This is a genomic window from Pseudomonas parafulva, assembly GCF_000800255.1.
GTDB classification, from domain to species: Bacteria; Pseudomonadota; Gammaproteobacteria; order Pseudomonadales; family Pseudomonadaceae; genus Aquipseudomonas; species Aquipseudomonas boreofloridensis.
This window is the reverse complement of record NZ_CP009747.1, coordinates 2,002,399-2,025,013: the sequence shown is the minus strand read 5'-3', so window position 1 is coordinate 2,025,013 and position 22,615 is coordinate 2,002,399. Positions and strand designations below refer to the sequence as shown.

The 22,615-nt window shown below is 63.2% G+C and carries 19 protein-coding genes and 1 pseudogene; 6 read left to right on the top strand and 14 right to left on the bottom strand.

Annotated elements, in window-relative coordinates:
- Positions 1 to 16: 16 nt before the first annotated feature.
- The 3 genes from NJ69_RS08775 to NJ69_RS08765 form a co-directional block, all read right to left on the bottom strand.
- The gene (locus tag NJ69_RS08775) at positions 17 to 1,150 is read right to left on the bottom strand and encodes an MFS transporter (RefSeq protein ID WP_039578161.1); all 1,134 of its coding nucleotides are present in this window, start codon (positions 1,148 to 1,150) and stop codon (positions 17 to 19) included.
- 67 nt (positions 1,151 to 1,217) lie between these two features.
- Entirely contained in the window at positions 1,218 to 1,709 is a 492-nt protein-coding gene (locus NJ69_RS08770; RefSeq protein ID WP_039578159.1) for a DUF1543 domain-containing protein, read from the bottom strand.
- Positions 1,694 to 3,649, bottom strand: a complete 1,956-nt coding sequence (locus NJ69_RS08765; protein ID WP_052192067.1) for an ATP-binding protein — start codon at positions 3,647 to 3,649, stop codon at positions 1,694 to 1,696. Before NJ69_RS08765 ends, NJ69_RS08770 begins: the two co-directional genes overlap by 16 nt.
- A gap of 237 nt (positions 3,650 to 3,886) precedes the next feature.
- Here NJ69_RS08765 and NJ69_RS08760 point away from each other — a divergent pair, with 237 nt between their 5' ends.
- From NJ69_RS08760 to NJ69_RS08745, 5 genes and pseudogenes are all read left to right on the top strand, one after another.
- Positions 3,887 to 5,677: a sensor domain-containing phosphodiesterase gene (locus NJ69_RS08760; protein WP_039578157.1), complete on the top strand. Its 1,791-nt coding sequence runs from the start codon at positions 3,887 to 3,889 to the stop codon at positions 5,675 to 5,677.
- Positions 5,678 to 5,764: 87 nt separating this feature from the next.
- Positions 5,765 to 6,535 (top strand): annotated as a pseudogene (locus NJ69_RS23155) (PAS domain-containing protein); the annotation flags it as partial.
- A gap of 12 nt (positions 6,536 to 6,547) precedes the next feature.
- Positions 6,548 to 7,099 carry a methyl-accepting chemotaxis protein gene (locus tag NJ69_RS23150; protein ID WP_240327012.1) on the top strand — a complete coding sequence of 184 codons (552 nt, stop codon included), beginning with the start codon at positions 6,548 to 6,550 and terminating at the stop codon, positions 7,097 to 7,099.
- 40 nt (positions 7,100 to 7,139) lie between these two features.
- Entirely contained in the window at positions 7,140 to 7,448 is a 309-nt protein-coding gene (locus tag NJ69_RS08750) for a chorismate mutase (RefSeq protein ID WP_029613873.1), read from the top strand.
- Positions 7,449 to 7,535: 87 nt separating this feature from the next.
- Positions 7,536 to 9,890: an FdhF/YdeP family oxidoreductase gene (locus NJ69_RS08745; protein ID WP_039578155.1), complete on the top strand. Its 2,355-nt coding sequence runs from the start codon at positions 7,536 to 7,538 to the stop codon at positions 9,888 to 9,890.
- 4 nt (positions 9,891 to 9,894) lie between these two features.
- Here the strand turns inward: NJ69_RS08745 and NJ69_RS08740 are convergent, their stop codons facing one another.
- Together NJ69_RS08740 and NJ69_RS08735 are read right to left on the bottom strand one after the other, a co-directional pair.
- Positions 9,895 to 10,692 (bottom strand): amino acid ABC transporter permease, encoded by a 798-nt coding sequence (locus tag NJ69_RS08740; protein ID WP_039578153.1) that lies wholly within the window; start codon positions 10,690 to 10,692, stop codon positions 9,895 to 9,897.
- Positions 10,689 to 11,510: an ABC transporter substrate-binding protein gene (locus NJ69_RS08735; protein WP_039578151.1), complete on the bottom strand. Its 822-nt coding sequence runs from the start codon at positions 11,508 to 11,510 to the stop codon at positions 10,689 to 10,691. Before NJ69_RS08735 ends, NJ69_RS08740 begins: the two co-directional genes overlap by 4 nt.
- A 118-nt stretch (positions 11,511 to 11,628) precedes the next feature.
- Here NJ69_RS08735 and NJ69_RS08730 point away from each other — a divergent pair, with 118 nt between their 5' ends.
- Positions 11,629 to 12,513: a homocysteine S-methyltransferase family protein gene (locus tag NJ69_RS08730; protein WP_209435534.1), complete on the top strand. Its 885-nt coding sequence runs from the start codon at positions 11,629 to 11,631 to the stop codon at positions 12,511 to 12,513.
- 18 nt (positions 12,514 to 12,531) lie between these two features.
- Here the strand turns inward: NJ69_RS08730 and NJ69_RS08725 are convergent, their stop codons facing one another.
- The 9 genes from NJ69_RS08725 to arnA all read right to left on the bottom strand — a co-directional run bounded on the left by NJ69_RS08725 (position 12,532) and on the right by arnA (position 22,611).
- A complete protein-coding gene (locus NJ69_RS08725; protein WP_039578148.1) occupies positions 12,532 to 14,586 on the bottom strand; it encodes a TonB-dependent receptor in 2,055 nt (684 codons plus the stop codon).
- 75 nt (positions 14,587 to 14,661) lie between these two features.
- Positions 14,662 to 15,066: a DUF2946 family protein gene (locus NJ69_RS08720; protein WP_039578146.1), complete on the bottom strand. Its 405-nt coding sequence runs from the start codon at positions 15,064 to 15,066 to the stop codon at positions 14,662 to 14,664.
- A 59-nt stretch (positions 15,067 to 15,125) separates the two neighbouring features.
- On the bottom strand, positions 15,126 to 15,866 hold the full coding sequence (locus NJ69_RS08715) for a response regulator transcription factor (RefSeq protein ID WP_245219534.1): 741 nt from the start codon (positions 15,864 to 15,866) through the stop codon (positions 15,126 to 15,128).
- Between the two features lie 99 nt (positions 15,867 to 15,965).
- Positions 15,966 to 17,354: a UDP-glucose dehydrogenase family protein gene (locus NJ69_RS08710; protein WP_039578143.1), complete on the bottom strand. Its 1,389-nt coding sequence runs from the start codon at positions 17,352 to 17,354 to the stop codon at positions 15,966 to 15,968.
- Positions 17,351 to 17,758 carry a 4-amino-4-deoxy-L-arabinose-phosphoundecaprenol flippase subunit ArnF gene (gene arnF / locus NJ69_RS08705; protein ID WP_039578140.1) on the bottom strand — a complete coding sequence of 136 codons (408 nt, stop codon included), beginning with the start codon at positions 17,756 to 17,758 and terminating at the stop codon, positions 17,351 to 17,353. Before arnF ends, NJ69_RS08710 begins: the two co-directional genes overlap by 4 nt.
- Positions 17,755 to 18,105, bottom strand: a complete 351-nt coding sequence (locus tag NJ69_RS08700; RefSeq protein WP_029613407.1) for a hypothetical protein — start codon at positions 18,103 to 18,105, stop codon at positions 17,755 to 17,757. Before NJ69_RS08700 ends, arnF begins: the two co-directional genes overlap by 4 nt.
- Positions 18,102 to 19,742, bottom strand: coding sequence for a lipid IV(A) 4-amino-4-deoxy-L-arabinosyltransferase (arnT, locus tag NJ69_RS08695; RefSeq protein ID WP_039578137.1), 1,641 nt, complete (start codon positions 19,740 to 19,742; stop codon positions 18,102 to 18,104). Before arnT ends, NJ69_RS08700 begins: the two co-directional genes overlap by 4 nt.
- Positions 19,739 to 20,626, bottom strand: coding sequence for a 4-deoxy-4-formamido-L-arabinose-phosphoundecaprenol deformylase (arnD, locus tag NJ69_RS08690; protein ID WP_039578135.1), 888 nt, complete (start codon positions 20,624 to 20,626; stop codon positions 19,739 to 19,741). Before arnD ends, arnT begins: the two co-directional genes overlap by 4 nt.
- Positions 20,623 to 22,611 (bottom strand): bifunctional UDP-4-amino-4-deoxy-L-arabinose formyltransferase/UDP-glucuronic acid oxidase ArnA, encoded by a 1,989-nt coding sequence (gene arnA / locus NJ69_RS08685; protein WP_039578132.1) that lies wholly within the window; start codon positions 22,609 to 22,611, stop codon positions 20,623 to 20,625. Before arnA ends, arnD begins: the two co-directional genes overlap by 4 nt.
- Positions 22,612 to 22,615 lie beyond the last annotated feature (4 nt).

The window sequence follows — 22,615 nt, the reverse complement described above, 5'->3', positions numbered from 1 at the left end:
GATCGCTGCCGCGCGGTCAGCCTCTGGCTGATCGGGCGCAGTTGAGCGCGGCCAAGGCGATCGCCAGCGCCGCAGCCCCATACGCCCAGATCGCTGGCACCAGCGGCAGCAGCAGACCGGCAAGCATCGGCCCCAGGCCAGCACCGATATCGCGCCACACCGCATTGCCCGCCAGGGCCTGGATGCGCTCATGGGGGTTGCGCAAGGCTACCAAGGTCATCACCAGCGGTAGCTGCAGGGCGCGCAGCAGCAGTACGAAGAATGCACCGATGAACAGCCATTGGCTGGCGAACACCAGCAGCGCCAGCGCCGTGGCCAGTGACAGCAGCACCAGCATGCGCAGCGGCCCGAATCGATCGGCCAGGCGCCCACCCAGCGGGCTGAACAGCATCTCGCTCAGGTAACGCACCGCCATCAGCACACCAGCCACCAGCACGCCGGACTCGCCGACGTGCACCTGCGCATAGAGTGACAGGCCGAAGATGAACAGGCCGTCCAGCGCCACCCCCTCGATGAACGACCAGGTCGCGATGCTGTCCGGCAGGCGCAGCCGTCGGCCGCTGCGCGCTGGAATCGAGTGCCCTTCGCCAGGCAGTGCCCGCGCGCGCCATAAGCCGAGGAGGGCGCTGATGCAGAGCACGAAGAACACGCTGCGCGGCCCCCAGGCCTGGGCCATGACCGCGCCCAGGGGCAGGGCCAGCATCGGCCCGATGGACAGCGTGGCCCTGGAGCGCCCGGCGCGGCGGGCTGCACCCTGCGCCTGGGCAGTGGCCAAGGTCTGGGTGCTGAGGTTGAAGGTGGCGAAGCACAAGCCCCAAACCAACCGCAGTACCAACAGTGCGGCGAACCCCGACAGCGTGGCGTTGCCCAGCGCGCAAACGGCTGCGGCCCCTGCGGCCAGGCTGCACGCCGCGCGATCCCCGTGGCGGGCATAGAAGCGCACTACCCAGCCGTAGCCGACGATACGCACCAGGCGATTGGCGGCCAGCAGCACACCGGCCTGGGCCAGGGTGACACCGAAATCCTCGGCGTACATCGGCAACAGCAGGTACAGCAGTACGTCACTGGGCAGGCACAGCCCCAGCACCTGGGCAGCGTTGCGCGAATCCCGGTCGGCGCGCAGGGTGGACGGCGGGGCGGCGGCGGACATGACAGGCTCGTGACAGGGAGAAGACCAGCAGAATAACGTCATCACCTGCGCAACGACACCGCCTTACTCAGATGACGATGTAATCGCTGCGTTGCACGACACCACGGTGTGTGCCCTCGACCAAGTGAAGATAGCGGCCGCCAACCAGGTCGATCGGCAGGCAATCATCCACTTCCAACACCGCATCCGTGTGCGGCTTGGCCCAGCCGCTGCCCATACGCTGCTTGCCGATGGCCTTGGCTTGAGCCTTGTCCGGGGCCGCCACCAGCAGATACCGGTGGGCTTCGCCGAATACCCCCCGTTCGTAGCCACCCAAGTTGATGAAGAACAGCCGCATGGCGTCGGCAGCGGGCGCGGCATGACTCAGCTCGATGCGATAGTCATCGATACCGTCAACTTCCAGCCAAGAGTCGATATGCAGGCCCTTGGCACTCCCAAACCAGGCCTCGCGTAGCTGCGGGTAGGCGTCGGTGAGGGACGTCGCATGGGCGAAGACCACATCGTGGACTTCGATACGGGCACGGGGATGACGTCCACCGAGCATCACGACATAGAGCATGAGTCGTCCTTTTGAGGCGTGCTGTTTTGCTGATCCAACAGTCTCCCGACGCTGGCCTGCAACTGATGGACGGTGAAGGGCTTGGCCAGACGCATCACCTGGCCTTGGCGGTACTCGATCTCTGTCGTCGCGTCGATGAAGCCGGAAATGAACAGCACTCGGGCCTGCGGGTGTATCGCCTGGGCACGGTCGGCCACTGCATCGCCCTTGATACCACCGGGCAGGATCAGGTCGGTGACGATCAGTTCCAGCGCCGTCAGTTCGTCGATGCAGGTCAGCGCCTGCTCGGCTGTGGCCGCCTCGGTGACCTGCAAGCCCATGTCCCGCAGCACTTCGCCGACCAGTTCGCGAATCGCGGCTTCATCATCCAGGACCAAGGCCATGCCCCGTGACCGATGTTCCGGGTGTAAGACTTGAGGTGAGTCCTCAGCAATGTCCGTGGCCGTTGCGCCTTGGTACACCGGCAGGAACAGGCTGACCACCGTACCTTGGCCCAGCGCCGACTCGATCCTCGCAGCGCCGCCGGCCTGGCGCACGAAATCCCTGACCAGCGACAAGCCCAGGCCGGTGCCTGAACCCAGGGGCTTGGTGGTGAAGAACGGTTCGAACGCCCGTTCGGCCACGCTGGGGGGCATGCCGCTGCCGCTGTCGCTGACGCGGATGAGCACGTACTCACCGGCGCGCAACTCGGCATCGGCCTGTTCGCTGTTCACTGTGCTCACGCCCACCTCGACCTGCAGACGGCCGCCCTGGGGCATGGCGTCGCGGGCGTTCAGGCACAGGTTCATGACCGCGCTTTCCAACTGATGGACATCGCAATAGCAAAGCACGGTCGCGCAGGCGGGCAGCACTTGGAAGTCGATCTGTGGCGTCAGGGTTCTGCTGATCAGGTCTTTCATGTCGTCGATCAGCAGCGCTGGATCGACCGCTTCGCTGGCTGGCGGCTGGCGTCTGGCATACGCCAGCAGGCGCTGGGTGAGCGAGCTGGCGCGCCGTGTGGCGGTCCTGGACAGGGTGACGTAACGCGGCAGCTCAGCGTGGCGACCCTGGGCCAGACGCTTTTCGATCATGTCCTGGGTGCTGGTGATGACCGTGAGCAAGTTGTTGAAATCGTGGGCCAGGCCGCCGGTGAGCTGGCCCAGCGCCTGCATCTTCTGGCTCTGCTGCAACTGCGAGCTGACCTGCTCGAACGCCTGCTGACGCTCACGGTATTGGGTGACGTCTCGGGCAATGGCGAAGTAGCGGCCAGCGCGTCCGGCAATACGCCAGTTCAGCAGCAGCGGCTGGCCATCGCTGCGCACGCTCTGGGTGTCTAGTTCGGCGATGCTGCGTTCGCTCAAGCTGCGCAGGGCATCGGCGATCTGCGAGGGCGCGATCAGGCTGTAGAACGCGCCGTCGCGCAGTTGCTGGTCAGTCCAGCCGGTGTGGATCTCCCAGGCTGGATTCATCGCCAGCACCGCGCCGTTCTCGGACAAAGTGCAGATCAGGTCGGGCGACACGTTCCAGACACCATCGCGCTCATCCTTGCGTCGCTGAGCTTCGGCCGCCAGCCGGTGGTTGGCCTGACCCAATGCCCTCAGGTTGCGACGAAACAGCGCACACACCACCGCCATGGCGAAGGTGACCAGGCCGAAACTGGCGCTGTTGGCCCACGAGCCCCAGTCTGCCTCGAAGCCGATCGGGCCGATGAAGAAGTATTGCGCCGCCAGCACCGCCAGTGTGCAGCCGAGCGCCGACGGCCCGATGCCGAACCAGAAGCCGATCAGCATCAGGCCAGGGATGAAGAACAGGTAGGGCAGCGCCGTCGCCGGCATCTGCGAGCGCGCGAAGCTGCACAGGGCCACGACGGCCAGTGCGCCCAGATAACGCATCAGAACACTGAGCTGCGCGCCGTTCCAGCGCTTGATGACACGGGCGGTCCATCCGATGAATCGGGTCAAATAACACTCCGGCTTACAGATGTTCAATCAATCGGCCCGGCGGCCGACAACCTCGGTATAGGGCGAAAATAGCTTGGCCCGGCGGACAAATAGGCTATTCGTGGCCCTCCGTCCAATAGTTTTTTTCACTGTGGCTGCGTATGAACTCCGTTATGTTGCACCGCTGTTGTTTGTCTAAGCTGGCTATATGCCGCTATGCAACACCGTTTCTTGTTTACCCTGATTTCTGGAGGTCCCATGGGAATTTCGGCAATTGCACAGGATGAACGCCTGCGGTTGGTCGAAGTGGACCGCCTGACGTCATCGATCCCGAACGGCTCGGACCCTGTGCTCAACAGCGTAGTGTCCATGCTCTGCAGCTACTTCGGTGTGCCCACCGCACTGGTCAGTATCATCGACCGCGACTACCAGGTGTTCAAGGCCCGTATGGGCATGGATGCCGAGCGTACACCACGGGAGTTGTCGTTCTGCGCGCATGGGCTGGTGCTCGACGCGGTGCTGGAGGTCTGCGACACCACCCAGGACGATCGCTTCGCCGATAACGCGCTGGTGACCGGCGATCCTCACATCCGTTACTACGCTGGCGCGTCCCTGGTGGTGAGCCCAGGGCTCAGCCTTGGCCGCCTGTGCATCATCGACCAGCAGGCGCGACCGACGTTGAGTGCGCGTGATCGCGCATTGCTGGTCAATGCCGCTGACATCGTGGTCGCTCGCTTGAAGTCCATCCACAAACAGCATTTCTTCGATCCGATGACCGGCTTGCCCAACCGCAAGCGTTTCGAAGCCGACCTGAACGAGGTGCACGCCTTCAAGAGCCAGACGGCCGTGTTCATCGAGCCGATTTCCGCCTCGGCGATGGACGGCTTGGTCAAGGCGCTGGGCGTGGAATTCTTCGTGCAGTTCATGCTGGCGGTCAAAGAGGCGCTGTTCGAAGCGCTGCCGAGCGGCGCGCGCCTGTATCGGACCGGCACCCTGAGTTTTCTCACCGTATTGGAACGCTCCGATCCCGCGAGCCTGCAAGGGCAGCTCGACAGCATCGTCGCCGCGCTGGCCCGCCCGCTGCATTGTGGCAGGGTGCCGGTCTTCGCCGACGTCGGCATCAGTTTCCTGCAGTTGGGCATCGAAACCGACGCCTCCATCGACAACCTTCGGCTGCTGGCCAGCATGACCGACACGGCGCGCCGCAGTGAGCGACGCTGGCTAGGCTACGACCCGCTGATCGATGCCAGCTTGCGCCGCAGCACGGTGTTGCTCAATGCCCTGGAGGGTGCGCTGATCGCACCGGATCAACTGCACTTGGTCTATCAACCGCGCATCGACCTGTCGGTCAATCGCTGCGTGGCCGTCGAAGCCCTGCTGCGCTGGACCCATCCGGCGCTCGGTTCGATCAGCCCTGCGGAGTTCATCCCCCTGGCGGAAACCACCGCGTCGATCCGCGGAATCACCCGCTGGGTGGTTCGCCATGCGTGCGAACAGCTCGCCGCTTGGCGCGCCGACGGTCTGGACATGGTGGTCTCGCTGAACATTTCCGCGCTCGATCTGGCCGACGGCCACTTGTTCGACGACCTCACCCGAGCCCTGCGCGAGTATGACGTCGACCCTCGGCACCTGGAGCTGGAATTCACCGAGAGTGCGCTGGTCACCGACTTCGACATGGTCCAGGAACAACTGCAGCGTTTCCGCACGCTGGGCGTGGCCATCGGCATCGACGACTTCGGCAGTGGCTACAGCAACTGGGTGTACCTGAGGAAGATTCCGGCCACCAGCGTCAAGCTCGACCGCTCGCTGCTGGCCAACCTGCAGCCGGGCAGTAACGAATGGCACATCATCCGCAACCTCGTCAGCCTGCTGCGCGACTTGCGCCTGACGGTGGTGGCCGAAGGCATCGAAACCGATCTGCATCACCATCTGCTGCGCGGATGGGGTTGCGATCAGGGGCAGGGCTATTACTACGCCAAGCCGATGTCGCCGGCGGACCTTGCAGGTTGGCTACAAAAAGGCGGCGTGTCTCCAGCCACCTTGAACTAGCGTGTTGTGTACACCCGATGACCTCCAGCGCTGAGGGTTGACGATCCTTGGCCCTACACAGACCCCTGCCAACTCAAGGGAAGTGACATGTTCAACGCCAACCTCAAGAAAGAGATCGACCGACTCCAACGGGAAGTGGAGCAACTGCGCAGCGCTGAACGCAGCCGAAGCGATCAGATGCTGGAAATCACCGTGGACCGCGACATGCAGATCACGGCGGTCAATGACAACTTCGCGCGGTTGGTTGGGGTGGAGCCGTCGCGGCTGGTCGGCAAGTCCCTCGGCACCCTTGCACCCAGCTATGTGAAAGAGCTGCAGTGCTACAAGAACTTTATGTTGGCGGTGCGCAACGGTCGTGGGGTCAGCGATGATTACCGCTACATCGCGGCTGACGGCAAGATGGTGTGGATGCGCGCGGCCTGGTGTCCGACCAAAGCGGCAGATGGCACCGTGACCCACATGTCGGCCTACGGTATCGATGTCACCTCGGCGATCAACAAAGCGCGCGAGGACAATGAGTTCATCAGCGCGCTGTCGCGCTCTACTGCGGTGATCGAGTTCGATTTGGATGGCACCATCCTTAACGCCAACCAGAATTTTCTCGACACCGTCAGATACCCGCTGGCCGAAATCGTCGGCAAGCATCACCGCCTCTTTTGCGACGCGGCCTATGCCAACTCGCAGGAGTATCAGCAGCTGTGGCGCCAGCTCAACGAAGGGCATTTCGTCGCGGACCGCTTCAGGCGTCTGGACAAGTCCGGTCGTGAGCTGTGGCTGGAAGCCTCCTACAACCCTGTTCGCGACACGCGTGGCCAGTTGTACAAGATCGTCAAGTTCGCCACCGATATCACCGAGCAGGTCCATCGCGAAATGGAGGTCAGTTCGGCGGCCGGAGTGGCTTACGAGGTGTCCCGCAAAACCGATGACTCGGCGCGGCGCGGCGCCGAAGCAGTGACCGACACGGTGCAGACCATGAACCGGATCGTTACCCAGGTCAGCAGCGCTTCGGCGGGTGTCGAAGCCCTGGGCCATCAGTCGCAGTTGATCACCTCCATAGTCTCGACCATCGGTGGAATCGCCCAACAGACCAACTTGCTGGCGCTCAATGCGGCCATCGAAGCTGCGCGGGCTGGCGATCAGGGGCGCGGTTTCGCCGTGGTGGCCGATGAGGTGAGAAAGCTGGCAGGGCGCACCAGTGTCGCCACCGAGGAAATCGTCGAGGTGGTGCAGAAGAACAATGCCTTGGTGGAAGAAGCGGTGTTGAGCATGGGCGAGAGCAGGAAGCAGGCCGAGATCGGCTTGTCCTTGGCCAGCCAGGCCGGCAAGGTGATTTCCGAGATCCAGGACGGTGCGCAAGAGGTGGTCACGGCAGTCGGGCGCTTCGCTACGCATATGGCTGCGGAGACTGACGTCAGGCAATAATGGGCGCTTGTCTCGACTTCACGAAAAGGAAATCGCCCCGATGGACGCACCCTGCACCTCACTCGATCAGGTTCGCCAACGTATCGACCAGATCGACCGCGAACTGGTGACGTTGCTCGCCAAGCGGGGTGGCCTGGTTACCCAGGCCGCCCGTTTCAAGAAGACCACCGATGACGTGCGCGCACCGGCGCGGGTCGAGCAGGTGATCAGCAAAGTGAGGGGATTGGCCGAGCAGACCGGCGCTTCGCCGGTGGTGGTCGAACAGGTTTATCGGGCCATGATCGCGGCCTTCATCAATGAAGAGCTGGACACCCATGCCGCGTTGCAGGCAGACACCCGCACGCCGTGATTATGCCGCTCCACTGCGCTTGAACTTTAATTTGCAGGGCTTCCTCGAACGTTCAGACCCTCTGAACTCTGACCAGCGAGGCGGCCCATGTCGCTCATTCATCCCCAGGCGCATTACACACCTTATCGCTCGGCCGCTGGCGGCTGGGGCTCGGCCAGGTCGGTCATGGCCATTCTCTGGCGCGAGCAGGCCCTGGCCACCGCGCCCCGCGCGCTGCTCAAGCAGAACAAGCCCAAGGGCTTCGCTTGCGTGAGCTGTGCGTGGGGCAAGCCGGGTGATCCCCATGGCCTTGAAATCTGCGAGAACGGCGTCAAGGCCACTGCCTGGGAACTGACTCGCCACCGCACCGGCCCGGCCTTCTTCGAGGCCCATACGCTGACGGAGCTGCGTACCTGGAGTGACCACGCGCTCGAACAGCACGGTCGCTTGACCCACCCGCTGCGCTACGATGCCGCCAGCGACCGCTATCAGGTCACCACCTGGGAGCACGCCTACCGCGAGATCGGCGCGCAGTTGCGTCTGCTCGATCCGCAGCAGGTGGTCTTCTACGCCTCGGGACGGGCGTCCCTGGAAGCCTCGTTCATGTATCAACTGTTCGCCCGCGCCTATGGCACCAACAACTTGCCGGACAGCTCGAACATGTGCCACGAGAGCACCTCGGTCGGCTTGCAGGAGAGCATCGGCGTGCCTGTCGGCACCGTGACCCTGGCCGACTTCGAGCACACCGACTGCATCTTCTTCTTCGGCCAGAACGTGGGCAGCAACGCGCCGCGCATGCTCCATCCGCTGCAGGCGGCGCGCAAGCGACAGATCCCGATCATTACCTTCAACCCGCTGCGCGAGCGCGGCCTGGAACGTTTCGTCAATCCGCAGTCGCCACGCGAGATGATCGGTCCCGAGTCCACGGTGATCAGCACGCAGTATCACCAAGTGAAGATCGGCGGCGACCTGGCGGCCGTGACCGGCATCATCAAAGCGCTGCTGGCCATGGAGCGCGAAGCCCTGGCCAGTGGTCGCGTGTCGGTACTCGACCATGCCTTCATCCGCGAACATACCCAGGGCTTCGATAGCCTTTGCCAAGAAGTGGATGGCTACAGTTGGGAAACCCTTGAGCGCCGTTCCGGCCTGGGACGCGCTGCATTGGAGGCAGCTGCCACGGTGTATGCCCGCAGCGAAAAGGTGATGGTGGTCTATGGCATGGGCATGACCCAGCACCGGCATGGGGTGGAAAACGTGCAGATGCTGGTCAACCTCCTGCTATTGCGCGGCAACTTCGGCAAACCCGGTGCTGGAATCTGCCCGGTCCGCGGGCACTCCAATGTGCAGGGCCAGCGCACGGTGGGCATCACCGAAGACCCGGCCAAAGTGCCGGCCGACACATTGCGCGCGTTGTTCGGCATCGAGGTGCCGCCGAACAAAGGCCTGGCGACGGTGGACACCTGCGAGGCCATTCTCGACGGGAGGGTCAAGGGGTTCATCGGCCTGGGCGGCAACTTCCTCAGGGCGATCCCCGACACCCGGCGTCTGGAGCGGGCCTGGTCCGACCTAGCCCTCGATGTCCAGGTGGCGACCAAACTCAACCGAACCCATCTGGTACCCGGCGCCAGCACTTGGTTGCTGCCGTGCCTGGGGCACATCGAGATCGATCGCCAGGACGGCGTGGTGCAGGCCTATAGCACCGAGGACAGCACCGGCTGCGTGCGTGCCTGGTTGGGCACCAACGAGCCGGCCGGCGAGCAGTTGCGCTCGGAAGTGGCGATCATCGCCGGCCTGGCCAGCGGTACGCTGGGCGATAACTCCCGTGTTCCCTGGTCTGCCTGGCGACAGGACTATGCGCTGATTCGCAGCGCGATCGGCCAGGTGTACCCGGAGATCTTCCACGACATGGAATCGCGAATGTGGCAGACCGGTGGCTTCCACCGTCCCGTTGCGGTCAACCAGCGACAATGGCCCACCGAGTCGGGCAAGGCACAATTCGTCGCGCCGGGGCGGCTCAATCCTGACGACGACGTGCTCCATGAGCCGATGCCGCGTGATGTGCTGCAATTGATGACGCTGCGCAGCAACGATCAATTCAACACCACCGTCTACGGCTACGACGACCGTTTTCGCGGTGTGCATGGCACCCGCAGCGTGGTGTTCCTCAACCGCAGCGACCTGGTTCGCCTGGGGTTTGCGGCAGGGGATTGGGTCACGCTGCGCACCGCCGTGGAACCCGAGGTGGTGCGCGAGGCGGGGCCCCTGCAGATCATCGGCTACGACATTCCCGAAGGCTGCGCGGCCGCTTACTACCCCGAATGCAACCCGTTGGTGCCGCTCTGGCATCATGCCGAGCGTAGCAAGGTGCCGGCGGCCAAGTCGGTGCCGGTCACGTTGCACCGGGCGCAGCCTTCAGCGGCGCAGCTGGCTCGGGCGGTGCCGGCGCGGGATCAGGTGCGCTGAGGGATCAGCGCAGGTACGCCTTGGCGAAATGCCGTTCGAGTCGCGCCTGGATCAACTCCAGCAGGATCGACAGCACCCAGTAGATCACGGCAGCGGTGGTGAGCATCTCCAGGTAGCGATAACTCGAGCGGCCATAGGACTGGGCCAGGAACATCACCTCCCAAACGCCCATCACCGAGATCAGCGACGAGTCCTTGAGCATGGAAATGAACTGGTTCGCGGTCGGCGGAATGATGACCCGCATGGCCTGGGGCAGAACGATATGGCTGAAGATCTGCCGGCTGCGCATGCCCAGCGCCAGGGCTGCTTCGCGCTGGCCACGGGCGACGCCCAGGATACCGGCGCGGAAAATTTCGCTCAGATAAGCGCCGTAGTTCAGCGACAGGGCGATGATTCCGGCACTGATGGCGCCGGGCACCAGCCCCAGTTGCGGCAAGCCCAGATAGATCAGCAGGATCTGGATCAACAGCGGTGTACCGCGGAAAAACGACGTGTAGAAACTGGCGATGCCCACCAGCACGGCACTGCCCGACAGCCGGGCCAGTGCGGCGGCGAAGCCCAGCAGTACCGAGGCCAGCATCGAGCACAGGCACAGGAACAGCGTCAGGGCAGCGCCTTGCAGGAAGCCATTGGGTCCGAGCTTGAAACCGGCGAGGTTGGGAAACTTCTCCAGAATGATCGAGAACTTCAGGTCGAAGCTCAGGAAAAAGCCGATGAACAGGACGAACAGCGCCAGCCATGTCAGGTACAGGCGGGTGCGAAAGCCCAGCAAGGGTCTTGAAGCGCAACGTTCGCCGTTCATTTGCTGATATCGGCACCGATCCACTTCTGCGACAGCTTGGTCAGCGTGCCGTCGGCCTTGAGCTCGGCGAACACCTGACGCACCTTGGCATCCCATTCGGGATCGCCTTTTTCGATAGCGACGGAGTTCGGTTCTTCATAAAGCGGCGCGCCGGCCAGTTTGAAGCGCTTGTCCTGGTTCAATCGCGGCTGGGCAGTCACCAGATTGGTGAGAATGGCATCCAGGCGCACGCCGGCACCCAGGCCCAGGTCCTGGAAGGCGACGTTGTCGGTGTCGTAGGGGGCGATCTGGACGACGTCGAACGGATAGTCGATCTTGCGGCCTTCGTCGCCTTCGATCACCAGGTTCTTGTTCAGGTAGCTTTCATAGCTCGACGCGCTGGTCAGGCCGACCTTGCGGCCGTCCAGGTCCTTGGCGCCGTGGATACGGTCGTCCTGGGCATTGACCACGATCACCGCAGGGGAGGCGTAATACTCGACGGGGAAGTCGAAGACCTCGGCGCGCGCCTTGCTGGGGGTCATGGAGCAGATGCAGATGTCGTAGCGCCCGCTCCAGCGACCGGCGGCAATTACGTCCCACGACGGCGTTTCCAGGCGCAACTTGACGCCCAGCCGCTCAGCGACGGCCTTGGCCACGTCGACGTCGAAACCATCCAGCTGGTTCTGCTCGTTCAGGAAAGAAAACGGCGGGTAGCTCTCCATCAGCACGTTGACCAGTTCCTTGCGAGATTCGACCCGCTCCAGCGTGGCGCCGGCAAGCGCGTGAGTGGCGGTGGCGAGCAGCACGAGGCCCGCGCCGAGCAAGGCAGGAAAACGCATGTAAGTACCTGAAAGGTTGGCGGAAAGTTAATTCGGATATTTAATAGGTATAAATCCGACGTTCATAATGAATTTTCTTCATAAGAACCTGCAGAGGCGTTATATGAAACAGCGTGACATGGTGATTCTTGACGGGGGCATGGGACGGGAGTTGCAACGCAGCGGCGCACCGTTCCGCCAGCCGGAGTGGTCGGCGCTCGCCCTCAGCGAGGCTCCCGAAGCGGTAGTCGGCGTGCATGCCGCGTTCATCGAGGCCGGGGCGCGGGTGATCACGAGCAACAGCTATGCGGTGGTGCCGTTCCACATCGGTGAGGCGCGGTTTGCCGAAGAAGGCCAGCACCTGGCCGACATCGCCGGCCAACTGGCGCGCCAGGCCGCCAGGGCCAGTGCGCATCCTGTGCAGGTGGCCGGGTCGTTGCCGCCGCTGTTCGGTTCGTACCGGCCGGACCTGTTCCAGCCTGAGCGCGTTGCCGAGGTCCTCACGCCGCTGGTTCAGGGCCTGGCTGCACATGTAGACGTCTGGCTGGCCGAGACGCAGAGCGCCATTGCCGAAGTGCGCGCCATCCATGCCCATCTGCCCAAGGACGGCAAGCCGTTCTGGGTGTCGTTCACCCTCCAGGACGAAGAGGTCGACCCGATCCCACGCCTGCGCTCCGGCGAGCCGGTGAGCGAGGCGGTGGCGGCGGCAGCCGAACTCGGCGTGGCGGCCGTGCTGTTCAACTGCAGCCAGCCCGAGGTCATCGGTGCCGCGATCGACGCCGCGCGTGCGGTAATCGAAGCGCGTCAAGCCGACATCGCTATCGGCGCCTATGCCAATGCCTTCCCGCCCCAGCCGAAAGAGGCCACCGCCAACGACGGTCTGGATGAGTTGCGCGACGACCTGGACCCGCCGGGTTACCTGAAGTGGGCCCAGGACTGGCGTGAGCGCGGTGCGAGCATGATCGGCGGCTGCTGCGGCATCGGTCCGCAACACATCGCCGAGCTCGCCCAGCACCTGCGTTGATCGGACCGGCTGGCGGACTTAGAAGTCGAAGGTGACCCCGGCGTACAGCGCGCGCCCGTCGCCTGGCGAATGCAGCGAAGCCTGCGCGCCATCGGGGTCGTACCAGACGTATGCGTAGTAGCGGTTGGCGAGGTTCTTCAACTGCAGGTCGACGCTGACCGACTCGCTCAGTCGGTAGCTTGCGCTCAGGTTCATCAGCACGAAGCTGCCGTAACGGCCCTGGGTGTTTTCGCGTTCCAGGTAATAGCGCGACTGGCCGTTCATCCAGGCGCCCAGTTGCAATGCTGGCGAGGCCTGATAGCGGACTCCGGCATTCCACACGTGATGGGGGACATGATCGATCTCCTGTCCTCGGCTTGCCGGCAAGGCGGCGCTGGGCTCCAGGATGCGCGAATACTGCCAGGTATAGGCCAGCCACCACGCGGTGCGCTCGTCCGGGTGCAGGTTCATCTGCAGGTCATAGCCCCAGCGCCGGGTTTCGCCGACGTTGTCGGACTCGCCACTGGGATCGTTCAGGCGCCGGCTGACTTCGCCACTGGCCTCCTGGCGCCAGTAAGCGAGGCGACCGTCCAGCCAGCGCGTGGGGTTGAAGGTGATGCCTGTCTCCCAGCCTTCGTTGATCGAGGGCGCCAGGTCCTGGTGGCTTGGCGGGATCTTGTACGCCGCCGCGCCGGTGCCGACCTGGAAGGTACGACCCCAGTTCGCGTACAGACCCGCCACGTCCCATGGCGTCCAGGCGATGCTGAGTTTCGGTTGGCGGATCAGGCCGTAGTCGTTGATCGGCGCCTGCTGTCCATTGGCGCGGTTGTCGAAGTGGCCACTGAGCCTGTCGACGCGATAGGCCGGGACGACCTTCAGCGAGGCGACTGGCTCGATCTCGGCCTGCACATAAGCGCCGAGCGTGTCGAAATCGAACTGCTGGTCGCGGCTACGGGCCTGGCGGGTTCGGTCGAGGGTGCGATAGCGCTGGCTGCGATTGTCCTGGCGGTTTACGTCGCTGCCACCTTCCAGGGCAAAGCCGTGCAGGCCCTGAACCTCGGGTCGCCAGGTGAGCGAGGTGAGGGCGCCATACTGGGTTTCGTTCGCGTAGCGCTCCTGCTGTGCGCTCGTGCGCCAGTACTGCGTCCAGCGCCGGTCGTCGAAGGTGTTGAGGTAGACCTTGGTGGACCAGGCGAGGTCGTCGGTCAGGTCGGTGTCCAGATGCAGGCTCAGTTGGTTGACGCGCCGCGTGCCTTGGTCGGTCGCATTGAAGGCATTGCTTTGGCGTGGATCGTGGCGGGCGTCGTCTGCGCTGAGGTAACCGGCCTCCTGGGCGGTGCTCTGGTAGTGGCGTGCGATCAAACCTGCGCGGTAGCGGCCGTCATCCGGGGTGTAGAACCATTTGCCGGAAAACGTATAGCGCTCGGTGTCGGCGTGGTCCCGGTATCCGCCGACCTGTTGGCGGGCGAAGAAGTAGTTCTGAGTCCAGTTCGTGCCTTCGATGCCTTTGGCCAGTTGCACTTCACGGGTGTCGAAACTGCCATAGCGCAGCCGTGCCTGGTTGTAGTCGCCCCCGGTGCGGGTGTTGATCGAAACGTTGCCGGCGATGTTGTTCAGTCCATAACGCGGGTCCTGGGTGCCGCGCACCACCTGGATGTTGTCGATGTCGAGCGGGAACACCGCATCGATGAAGGGCATGTTGCCGTCGTTGGTGTTGCTGGGGATGCCATCGATCAGCAACTTCACGGCGTTGACTTCCCCCTCGCCATTGAAGCCGCGCATCGACAGCTTCCCCGAGGTGGTGCCCTGGTTGAATTCGGTCAGCAGCACACCCGGCGCGCGCCTGAACAATTCCCAGGCGTAGGCAACGGGCAGGGTGTCGAGCGTGTCGGCGCGCAGCACATCGACCGAACCGATCAGCGCGGCGCTGGACAGTGGGCCGGTTTCGCGGCCTGAGACGCTGACAGCGCCCAAGGTCAGGGGGGTAGTCGCGGGAGGGATCGTCTCGGCTTGTGCCTGGGGGGCCGGAGCGAGGGTGCAGGTGAGGGCAAGCGCGGGCAGGGCGGCGCGTGCGGCATGGCGTGACGCAGTCATGGAAAGCGGTTCCTGGCAGGACAGTCGTGTGCACGCGCGCAGCAGTGCGCAGCGCGGTGCTCTAGGGACGAGTCTTCAAGCCAGGGGAGAGGCGCGCGGTGTGAGGGCGGGTCGTTGCTCGCGCGGGACTGGCCGGTCAGGCGCCGGGCTGAGGAGCAGGACGTCGGGCCAGAAGCGCGGGATCAGATGTCTGAAATAGGTCGAGGCCAAGGCGGCCTGGCCTGCGTGGCCGCAGCAGCAATCGCCGGGCGCAGGCGTGCTGTCGAGCTGATCGGACAACTCGGCCTGGTCGAGCTTGAGTTGCGCCAGCACCGACTTGGGCAGGTTCTGCACACCATGCAGGCTGCAGAAACTGCCCAGCAGCAACGATGAATCGACTGCCGGAGGGCGTAGCGCGCGGTCGAGCGGCATCGCCAGGAGGTTGAACAGCACGACGAGGCAGGCAAGCAGCAGCAGGGGCGTTTGACGCGTGGTGGGCATTGGCCATCCTTGAGCGGGACGGCGCTATTAAGCCGCAGCTGGGTGAGTCTGTAAAAGCTTTAGCGCGCGCCCATTTGCCGCAGCTTGGCCACCGACCTGAATCGGTAGCCCACGGCCCTGACCGTGCTCGGTACTTGCATGACCCCTGCGGCTTCGAGCTTGCGCCGCAAATTATGGACATGCGTGTCGATCACGCGGCTCTGGGCATCGCTGTCGGGCATGCTCGACGCCAGCAGCTCTTCGCGGGTGAAAGCTTTGTAGGGGGTTTTAAGCAGTGCAGTCAGCACGCCCAGTTCGGTCCGAGTCAGACTCAGCAGGACCGAGTCTCCGTCGGCAGTGCGCACGCCACCGACCAGGGCGTCGAGGTCCACCCAGACGCCGTCGCATTCGAGGACGCTTCGCGACGCCTGCGCTGGCCAAGCACGGCGCAGTACAGTCTGAATGCGCGCCGCAACCTCTCTTGGGTTATAGGGTTTGAGAATGTAATCGTCCGCCCCTTGGCGCAGTACGCCGATTTTTTCCGTGACGTCGGCCGCGGCGGTGAGGACGATGACGGGCGTTAGGCAGGTTTGACGCAGTTCGAAGAGAAATCGATGTATGTCTCTTCCTGGCAAGGTGATATCCAGCAGGACCAGCGCTGGATCGAAATGGCGAAATAGGGCTTGGCTTGGAATGCCGTCGTGTACGACCGTGGTTTCGAAACCTTCCCTTTTCAGATAGGCCGCCAGCACGCCTGCCCCCTCGGAGCGGTCTTCAATGATGAGGATTCGTCGATGATTCAAAAGCACCTCGGGTGACAAACCGCGCTCAGTCCACCGTGAACAACAGGGCGAGCGCTGCATGGAAATCAGCCGTTTTACGCAAGATGCCCGATCAACGCCCGCCGACTTTTCTTCAGATCACTGGGCCAAAAGCGACTCCGGCACTCCGTCCGACAGACGTCCATCATCTGAGGGGGCACACGACCGTCCACGGCCAATGGGGAAGTAGGTGATACCGTGCCTGTGCATCCGCTCGGGATCGAAGAGATTTCTGCCGTCGATGATGACCGGTGCGTTCAGGCGGTCTTTGATTGCCTCGAAATCCGGGGCCTTGAACTGTTGCCACTCCGTGCAGATAACCAAGGCGTCCGCCCCCGTCAGCGCCGCCTCAGGCGTGCCCATCAACGACAGGCGCGCATCGTGGCCGTAGGCGCGTTGGGTTTCCAGCATCGCCTCTGGATCGTAGGCATTGACCCGCGCCCCGTGGGCCCACAGTGATTCCATGAGTACTCGGCTGGGCGCATCACGAATGTCATCGGTGTTGGGCTTGAACGCCAGTCCCCAGAGCGCGAACACCTTGCCGGTAAGATCGCCGCCGAAGTAGCTCTTGATGCGTTCGAACAACTTGCTTTTTTGCCGCCCATTGATCGCTTCCACAGCCTCCAGCAGGTCGCTCGGGCATTGCACCTGCTGCGCGCTGTTGATGAGCGCGCGCATGTCCTTGGGAAAGCATGAGCCGCCGTAGCCGCAGCCTGGGTAGATAAAGTGGTAGCCAATTCGGGGATCTGCCCCCATGCCCAAACGCACCGACTCAATGTCGGCGCCCACGTGTTCGGCAAGTTCGGCGAGTTGGTTGATGAAGCTGATCTTGGTGGCCAGCATGCCATTAGCTGCGTATTTGGTCAGTTCGGCGCTGCGCAGCGTCATGAACAGCATGCGGTCATGGTTGCGATTGAATGGCTCATAGAGTTCGCGCATCACCTGACGCACCGCTTCGCTCTCGGTCCCGATGACGATCCGGTCGGGTCGGCGACAATCAGCCAGTGCCGCCCCCTCCTTGAGAAACTCCGGGTTCGAGGCAATTTCGAACTCCAGTGAGCGCCCCGCATCGTCGAGTCGCCGGCGAATGTGCTGGCGCAGGCGATCACCGGTACCCACCGGCACCGTGGATTTCTCCACGATGATGACCGGTGCTGAGCGGTGAAGGCTGATCTGATCCGCCACCGCGAAGACTGCCCCCAGATCTGCCGCACCGTCTGCCCCCGGGGGCGTGCCGACCGCGATGAATTGCACATGCCCGTGCTCCGCAGCCAGACGAGAGTCGCCGGTGAACTGCAATCGGCCGCTGTCCAGACCTTCGCGCAGCAGTGTCTCGAGCCCCGGCTCGAAGATCGTTGCCAGGCCCCGCGACAGTGCGTCCACCTTGTTCTGATCGATGTCCATGCACACGACATCATGACCGACTTCCGCCAGCACACTGGACTGAACCAAACCGACGTAGCCGCTTCCATAGACCGTGATTTTCATTGACTCTCCTTGCAACACTGCACAGGGCAGTCGCGGCTCGCACCGCAGGTATTCATTAGCCATACGCCGGCCACGATCAGGCCCACGCCCACTGTCTTGATGGCCGAGAAATGGGTGTCGAAAAAGGGCAGGCTGGCCGACAGGATGTAGACCAGCGCGTAGCTCAGGCCAAGCAGGCCGTAGGCCCTGCCCAGAGGCAGCTGGCTTAGGGCTCGTAGCCAGAAGCCGAGTGAAACCGCGTAGGCCACGACACCGCCCGCTACCCAGGCGACTGCACCCCTGGGCCACGTGGCCCAGTCGCAAATCGCTGGCAGCCGAGTCATGCCCCAGTGCATGGCTAGCTGTGCAGCGCTGACCAGCAGCACGCTCGTCCAGGCAGCGGCCAGACCTGTGCGGGGGCTCATGACAGCCCCCCCAGCATCAGCACGCCACTTGCGATCAGGGCGATGCCTGCCAGATTTCGGCCTGGCAGCACTTCGCCGAACAGGTAGCGCCCAGCTAGCGCCACCAGCACGAAGTTCAGGCTCAGCATTGGATAGGCGACACCGACATCCATGTGCCGAAGCACGCCCAACCAGCAGCCCAGGCCCAGCACCAGACTGATCGATGCCAGCCATGGCCAGGGGCAGTCCAGAATGGCCCACCGCGAGGTGCCGCTGGCCAGCGCCGCCCAGGATTGAGCCGTGAACTTCTGCGCGATCTGCCCGCAGCAGGTCAGCAGCGAGGTGGCGAGTATCAGCAGGATGATCATGGGGTCTGCTCGAGAATGACGAGCGACAAGTGCCCCGATGCGTACCGTCTGCCGCCAGGGAGCTGCGGCAGATGGCGGCCAGAGCCGTCCTTGCTTCTCAGTACGACGGCGACCGATCCCGTTTTTCGTGTCTCGTGCAACCACGCCTGAAAGGCGTCGGGTGCGACGCTGCGATGACTGTGTTCGGGGTATGACAAGCCGTACTTCAGTTCACCTCTGGTGCCGTAGAGGGTGACATCGGGTCTTTTTGTAAGCCACGCCAACGCCGAGGCGGCGCCCAGGTCATTGCTCACCAGGTGCGTTACGTTCATCAGTTCCGGCAGATGCGTGGCAATGAACGTGTCAGGTGTCTTGTTGTTCACCACACGTGCGGGCATCGCCGCTGGCAGGATCGCGATCAGCATCCAAAGACCCAACAGCGGGGCATACCACAAGCGGATGGGCATGATTGCCTGGACCAGACCACACAGTCCCCACACGACGATGACGATGACTATCAGGCTTAACGCCAGAGGTTCATCGACATAGACAGGCTGTTTCCACTGCACGAAGACCAGGCCGCCGCTGGCAATCACGGCGATGCCGAGATTGATCCAGCCGTTGAAGCGAAGGGCTGCACCCTCGTGCTCGCTCAGGCGCCGGTCGATGGCATGGGCCATCATCAGTGCCAGGGGCATCAGGCACGGCATGATGTAGGTCGGTAGCTTGCCACGGCTCAGGCTGAAGAACAGGAACGGTAACACCAGCCAGAGCCCCAGGAAGACCATGTCGGCGGATGAGCGCTCGCGCCACGCGTGCTTGAGGCTGACCGGGAGCAGGCCGGCCCAGGGCAGTGTGGCGGCGAGCATGAGGGGCAGGTAGAACCACCAGGGCCGCAGGTGTTGGGCGTCTTCGGCAGCGAAGCGTCGAATGTGCTCATGCCAGAAGAAGAAGCTCCAGTAATCCGCCTCCCTGGCATGCACGCTCAACGCCCAGGGTGCGCACACCAACAGCGCCACTAGCACTGCGAGCGGCCCAAACTTCAGCAGTGGCTTGAAGCACTTGTGACAAACGGCGTAGGGCACGGCGATCAGCACCGGCAACAGCAGAGCGAGGAACCCTTTGGTCAGGAATCCCATGCCGCAGGCCAGTCCAAGCACCACCCACAGCCCGAGTCGCTGTTGGATCGTTGAGGCGTTAAGCGCGCACCACAGTGCCGCAAGGCTGAGATTGACCCACCAGGTGAACTGAGGGTCCAGGTTGCTGTAACCGGCCTGCCCGGCAATCAACCCGAAGCTTGCGTAGAACGCCGCTGCCAGCCAACTGGTACGCCGGTTGTGCCAGATGCGCTGGGCCAGCAGGAATATCAGCAGGGTGCTCATGGCTGTGGCGAGCAGCGATGCGATGCGTACCCCGACAAGGTTCTCGCCGAACAGGGCTTGCCCTGCGGCGATCATCCAGTAACCGGCTATGGGCTTTTCGAAATAGCGCAGGCCCATGAAATGGGGGGAAACCCAATCACCGCTGAGCAGTATTTCCTGGCCGATTTGCGCGTAGCGCGTTTCGTCCGGGATCCATAGACCATGGTTGCTTAACGGCAGGGCATAGAACAGGACGAAGATCAGGACGATCAGTGACCACTGTTGGACGCGACTCATGTATGACGAACCCCCACCCAGCCTTCGCGGCCCGCCACCGCCCCGCGTACTACAGGGGCGATCGGCAGCCTCTGGATATCCTGCGGCAGCAGCGTACCGAGGGGCTTGAAGTCGATGCCGCGCCAGGCGGCGCGTTTGAGCAGTTGTTCGAATCCACTGGCCATGCTCCGGCCTTCCACTTCGGCATGGACGGTATAGACGCCATCGCGGCTGGCGGTCAGTTGATCGAGGATGAGCTCGTTGAAGCTGTTCAAGGACAATCCAGGCCTCGTCATTTCGTCGAAAGTCGGTAGGCTCACAGGAATCTGCGGGGTGCCTGGGCATTCGTCGGACAGTAGCGGCAGGAAGATTCCGCAGCCTCGGCAGTCGCTGTTGTAGCGAAAATCGAGCGCCTGCTTGGCCGAAAGGATAGGGGTGTCAGCCCGCCAGCCGGGTGCTGCCGAACAGGTCACCGATTGGCCAATGATGTCTTCGAGGCATTCCTTGCCCTGACGCACCTGATCGACCAGAACGTGATCCGGCCATCGGCCGGCGTGGGCTTGCCAGGCGTAGTGATCCCAGGCGTGCAAGCCGATCTCATGACCCGCCTCCTGGGCGCGCCGCATGATCGGTGCCAATTTGTTGCCTATCGACTTTCCAGGCCATGCCGTGCCGGCCAGGAGCACGTCCCATCCATAAAGGCTGGCGGCCTTCGAGCGCAGCATCTTGTGCAGGAATGCCGGGCGGGCCAGTCGCCAGAGGTGACGCCCCATGTTGTCGGGGCCCACGCTGAAAAAGAAGGTGGCCTTGACCGCAGCGGCGTCGAGCAGATCGAGCAGCGCGGGCACGCCTTCACGCGTGCCGGTAAAGGTGTCCACATCGATCCGCAATCCCACCCGACTCATTGGCCTCTCCCGCGCTCGCGGAGCGCTTCGTTGAGGAAAAAGTCCAGGGTCTTGGCGATGGTCTGTTCCAGATCGACGGTCGGCTGCCAGTGCAGCAAGCGCCGTGCATTGGCGATGCGCGGTTTGCGGTGGCTGACATCCTGGTAGCCGTCGCCGTAGAACGTGCGGTTCTCCACCAACTGAAACCCGGCAAAGGGCGGGAACTCGCCGCGTAGCGGGTGCGCATCGAACTGACGCAGCAAGGCTTCGCCCAACTCGCGGATGCTCGCCTCGTTCTCGGGGTTGCCTATATTGATGATCTGCCCATCGCAACAACTTCCTTCGTTGTCGATAATGCGCGCCAGCGCTTCGATGCCGTCGGCGACATCGGTGAAGCAGCGCTTCTGTTCGCCACCGTCGACCAGGCGTATGGGGGTGCCTTCCACCAGGTGCAGGATCAGCTGGGTGATCGCTCGCGAGCTGCCAATGCGCGCCGAGTCCAGGCGATCCAGGCGCGGGCCTACCCAGTTGAACGGACGGAACAAAGTAAAACGCAGACCTTGCTTCCCGTAGGCCCAGATGACTCGGTCCAGCAGTTGCTTGGAAACCGAGTAGATCCAGCGCTGTTTGTTGATGGGGCCTACGACCAGGTTCGACCTGTCCTCGTCGAACTCCGGATCCTGGCACATGCCATAGACTTCCGAAGTGGAAGGGAATATCACGCGTTTTCCGTACTTCACGCAGTAGCGGATGATCTTGAGGTTTTCTTCGAAGTCCAGTTCGAAGACGCGCAACGGGTTGCGGGTGTACTCGATGGGGGTGGCGATGGCGACCAGCGGCAGTACGACGTCGCATTTCTTGACGTGGTATTCGATCCATTCGCTGTGGATGCTGATGTCGCCCTCGACGAAGTGGAACTGTGGATTGTCCTTCAACCGTTCGATGGCATCCGAGCCAATGTCCATGCCATGGATTTCGTAGTTGCCGTCACTCAACAGTCGCTCGGACAGGTGATTGCCGATGAAGCCATTGACGCCGAGGATCAGCACCCGCGTCGGGCGTTTTGCAGGCGGGTGCGCCGCGTTCAGCGACGCTCCCTCCACAAGGCCCAGCTCACGGGCCAAGCCCGCACCGCAGAGATACAGACCATGGTCGCCGCGCTGTGCATGGCGCACCACCAGCGAATCTTCCCCGCAGGCGATGCGCAACGGATCGGCGCACAGCACCGTGCCAGGCGGCTGACCGAGGTTGCCCAGGATGACATCGGCGTCCCAGATCAACAACTTGTGCTCACTGGTCTGGCAATAGGCGCTAGGGTAGGGATGGGTCAACGCGCGGATCAGGTCGTAGAGTCGTTTGGCCGGGTGCTGCCAGTCGATCAGGCCATCGGCGGCCGTACGGCGGCCGTAGTAGCTGGCCTGGGCTTCATCCTGCCGCACCTCTGAGAGACCACCGGCCGCCAGTAGTGGTAGCTTTTCGCGCAGCAAGCCAATGGTTGCTGCGCGCAGTTTCTGTTGAAGCCTCAGACCAGTATCGGTCTCGGCGATGGCTACCGGAACTTGAGCAAGGATCGGTCCGGCATCGGCGCGTCCGACCATTCGGTGCAGGGTGACGCCGGTCTGCGTCTCGCCGTTGATGATGGCCCAGTTCGCTGGGGCTCTGCCTCGGTAGCGTGGCAGCAGGGACCCGTGCAGGTTGAATGCGCCGCGCTTGGCGCAGGCGAGGATACACTCGCCCAAGAGCTGGCGGTAATAGAAGGAAAACAGGAAGTCCGGCTCGAGCTCGCGAATGCGCTGCACCCACAGGGGATGATTGACGTCTTCGGGGGCGTAAACCGGGATGCCACGCTCAGCGCACAGACGCGCTACGGAGCCGAAGAAGATCCGTTCCTGAGGCTGATCGATGTGGGTGAAGACCGCGCAAATATCGTAGCCGGCCTCGAGAAGTGATTCGATGCCGGTGCAACCGATATCGTGATAGGCAAAGACAACGGTTTTGACGTTCATGTCG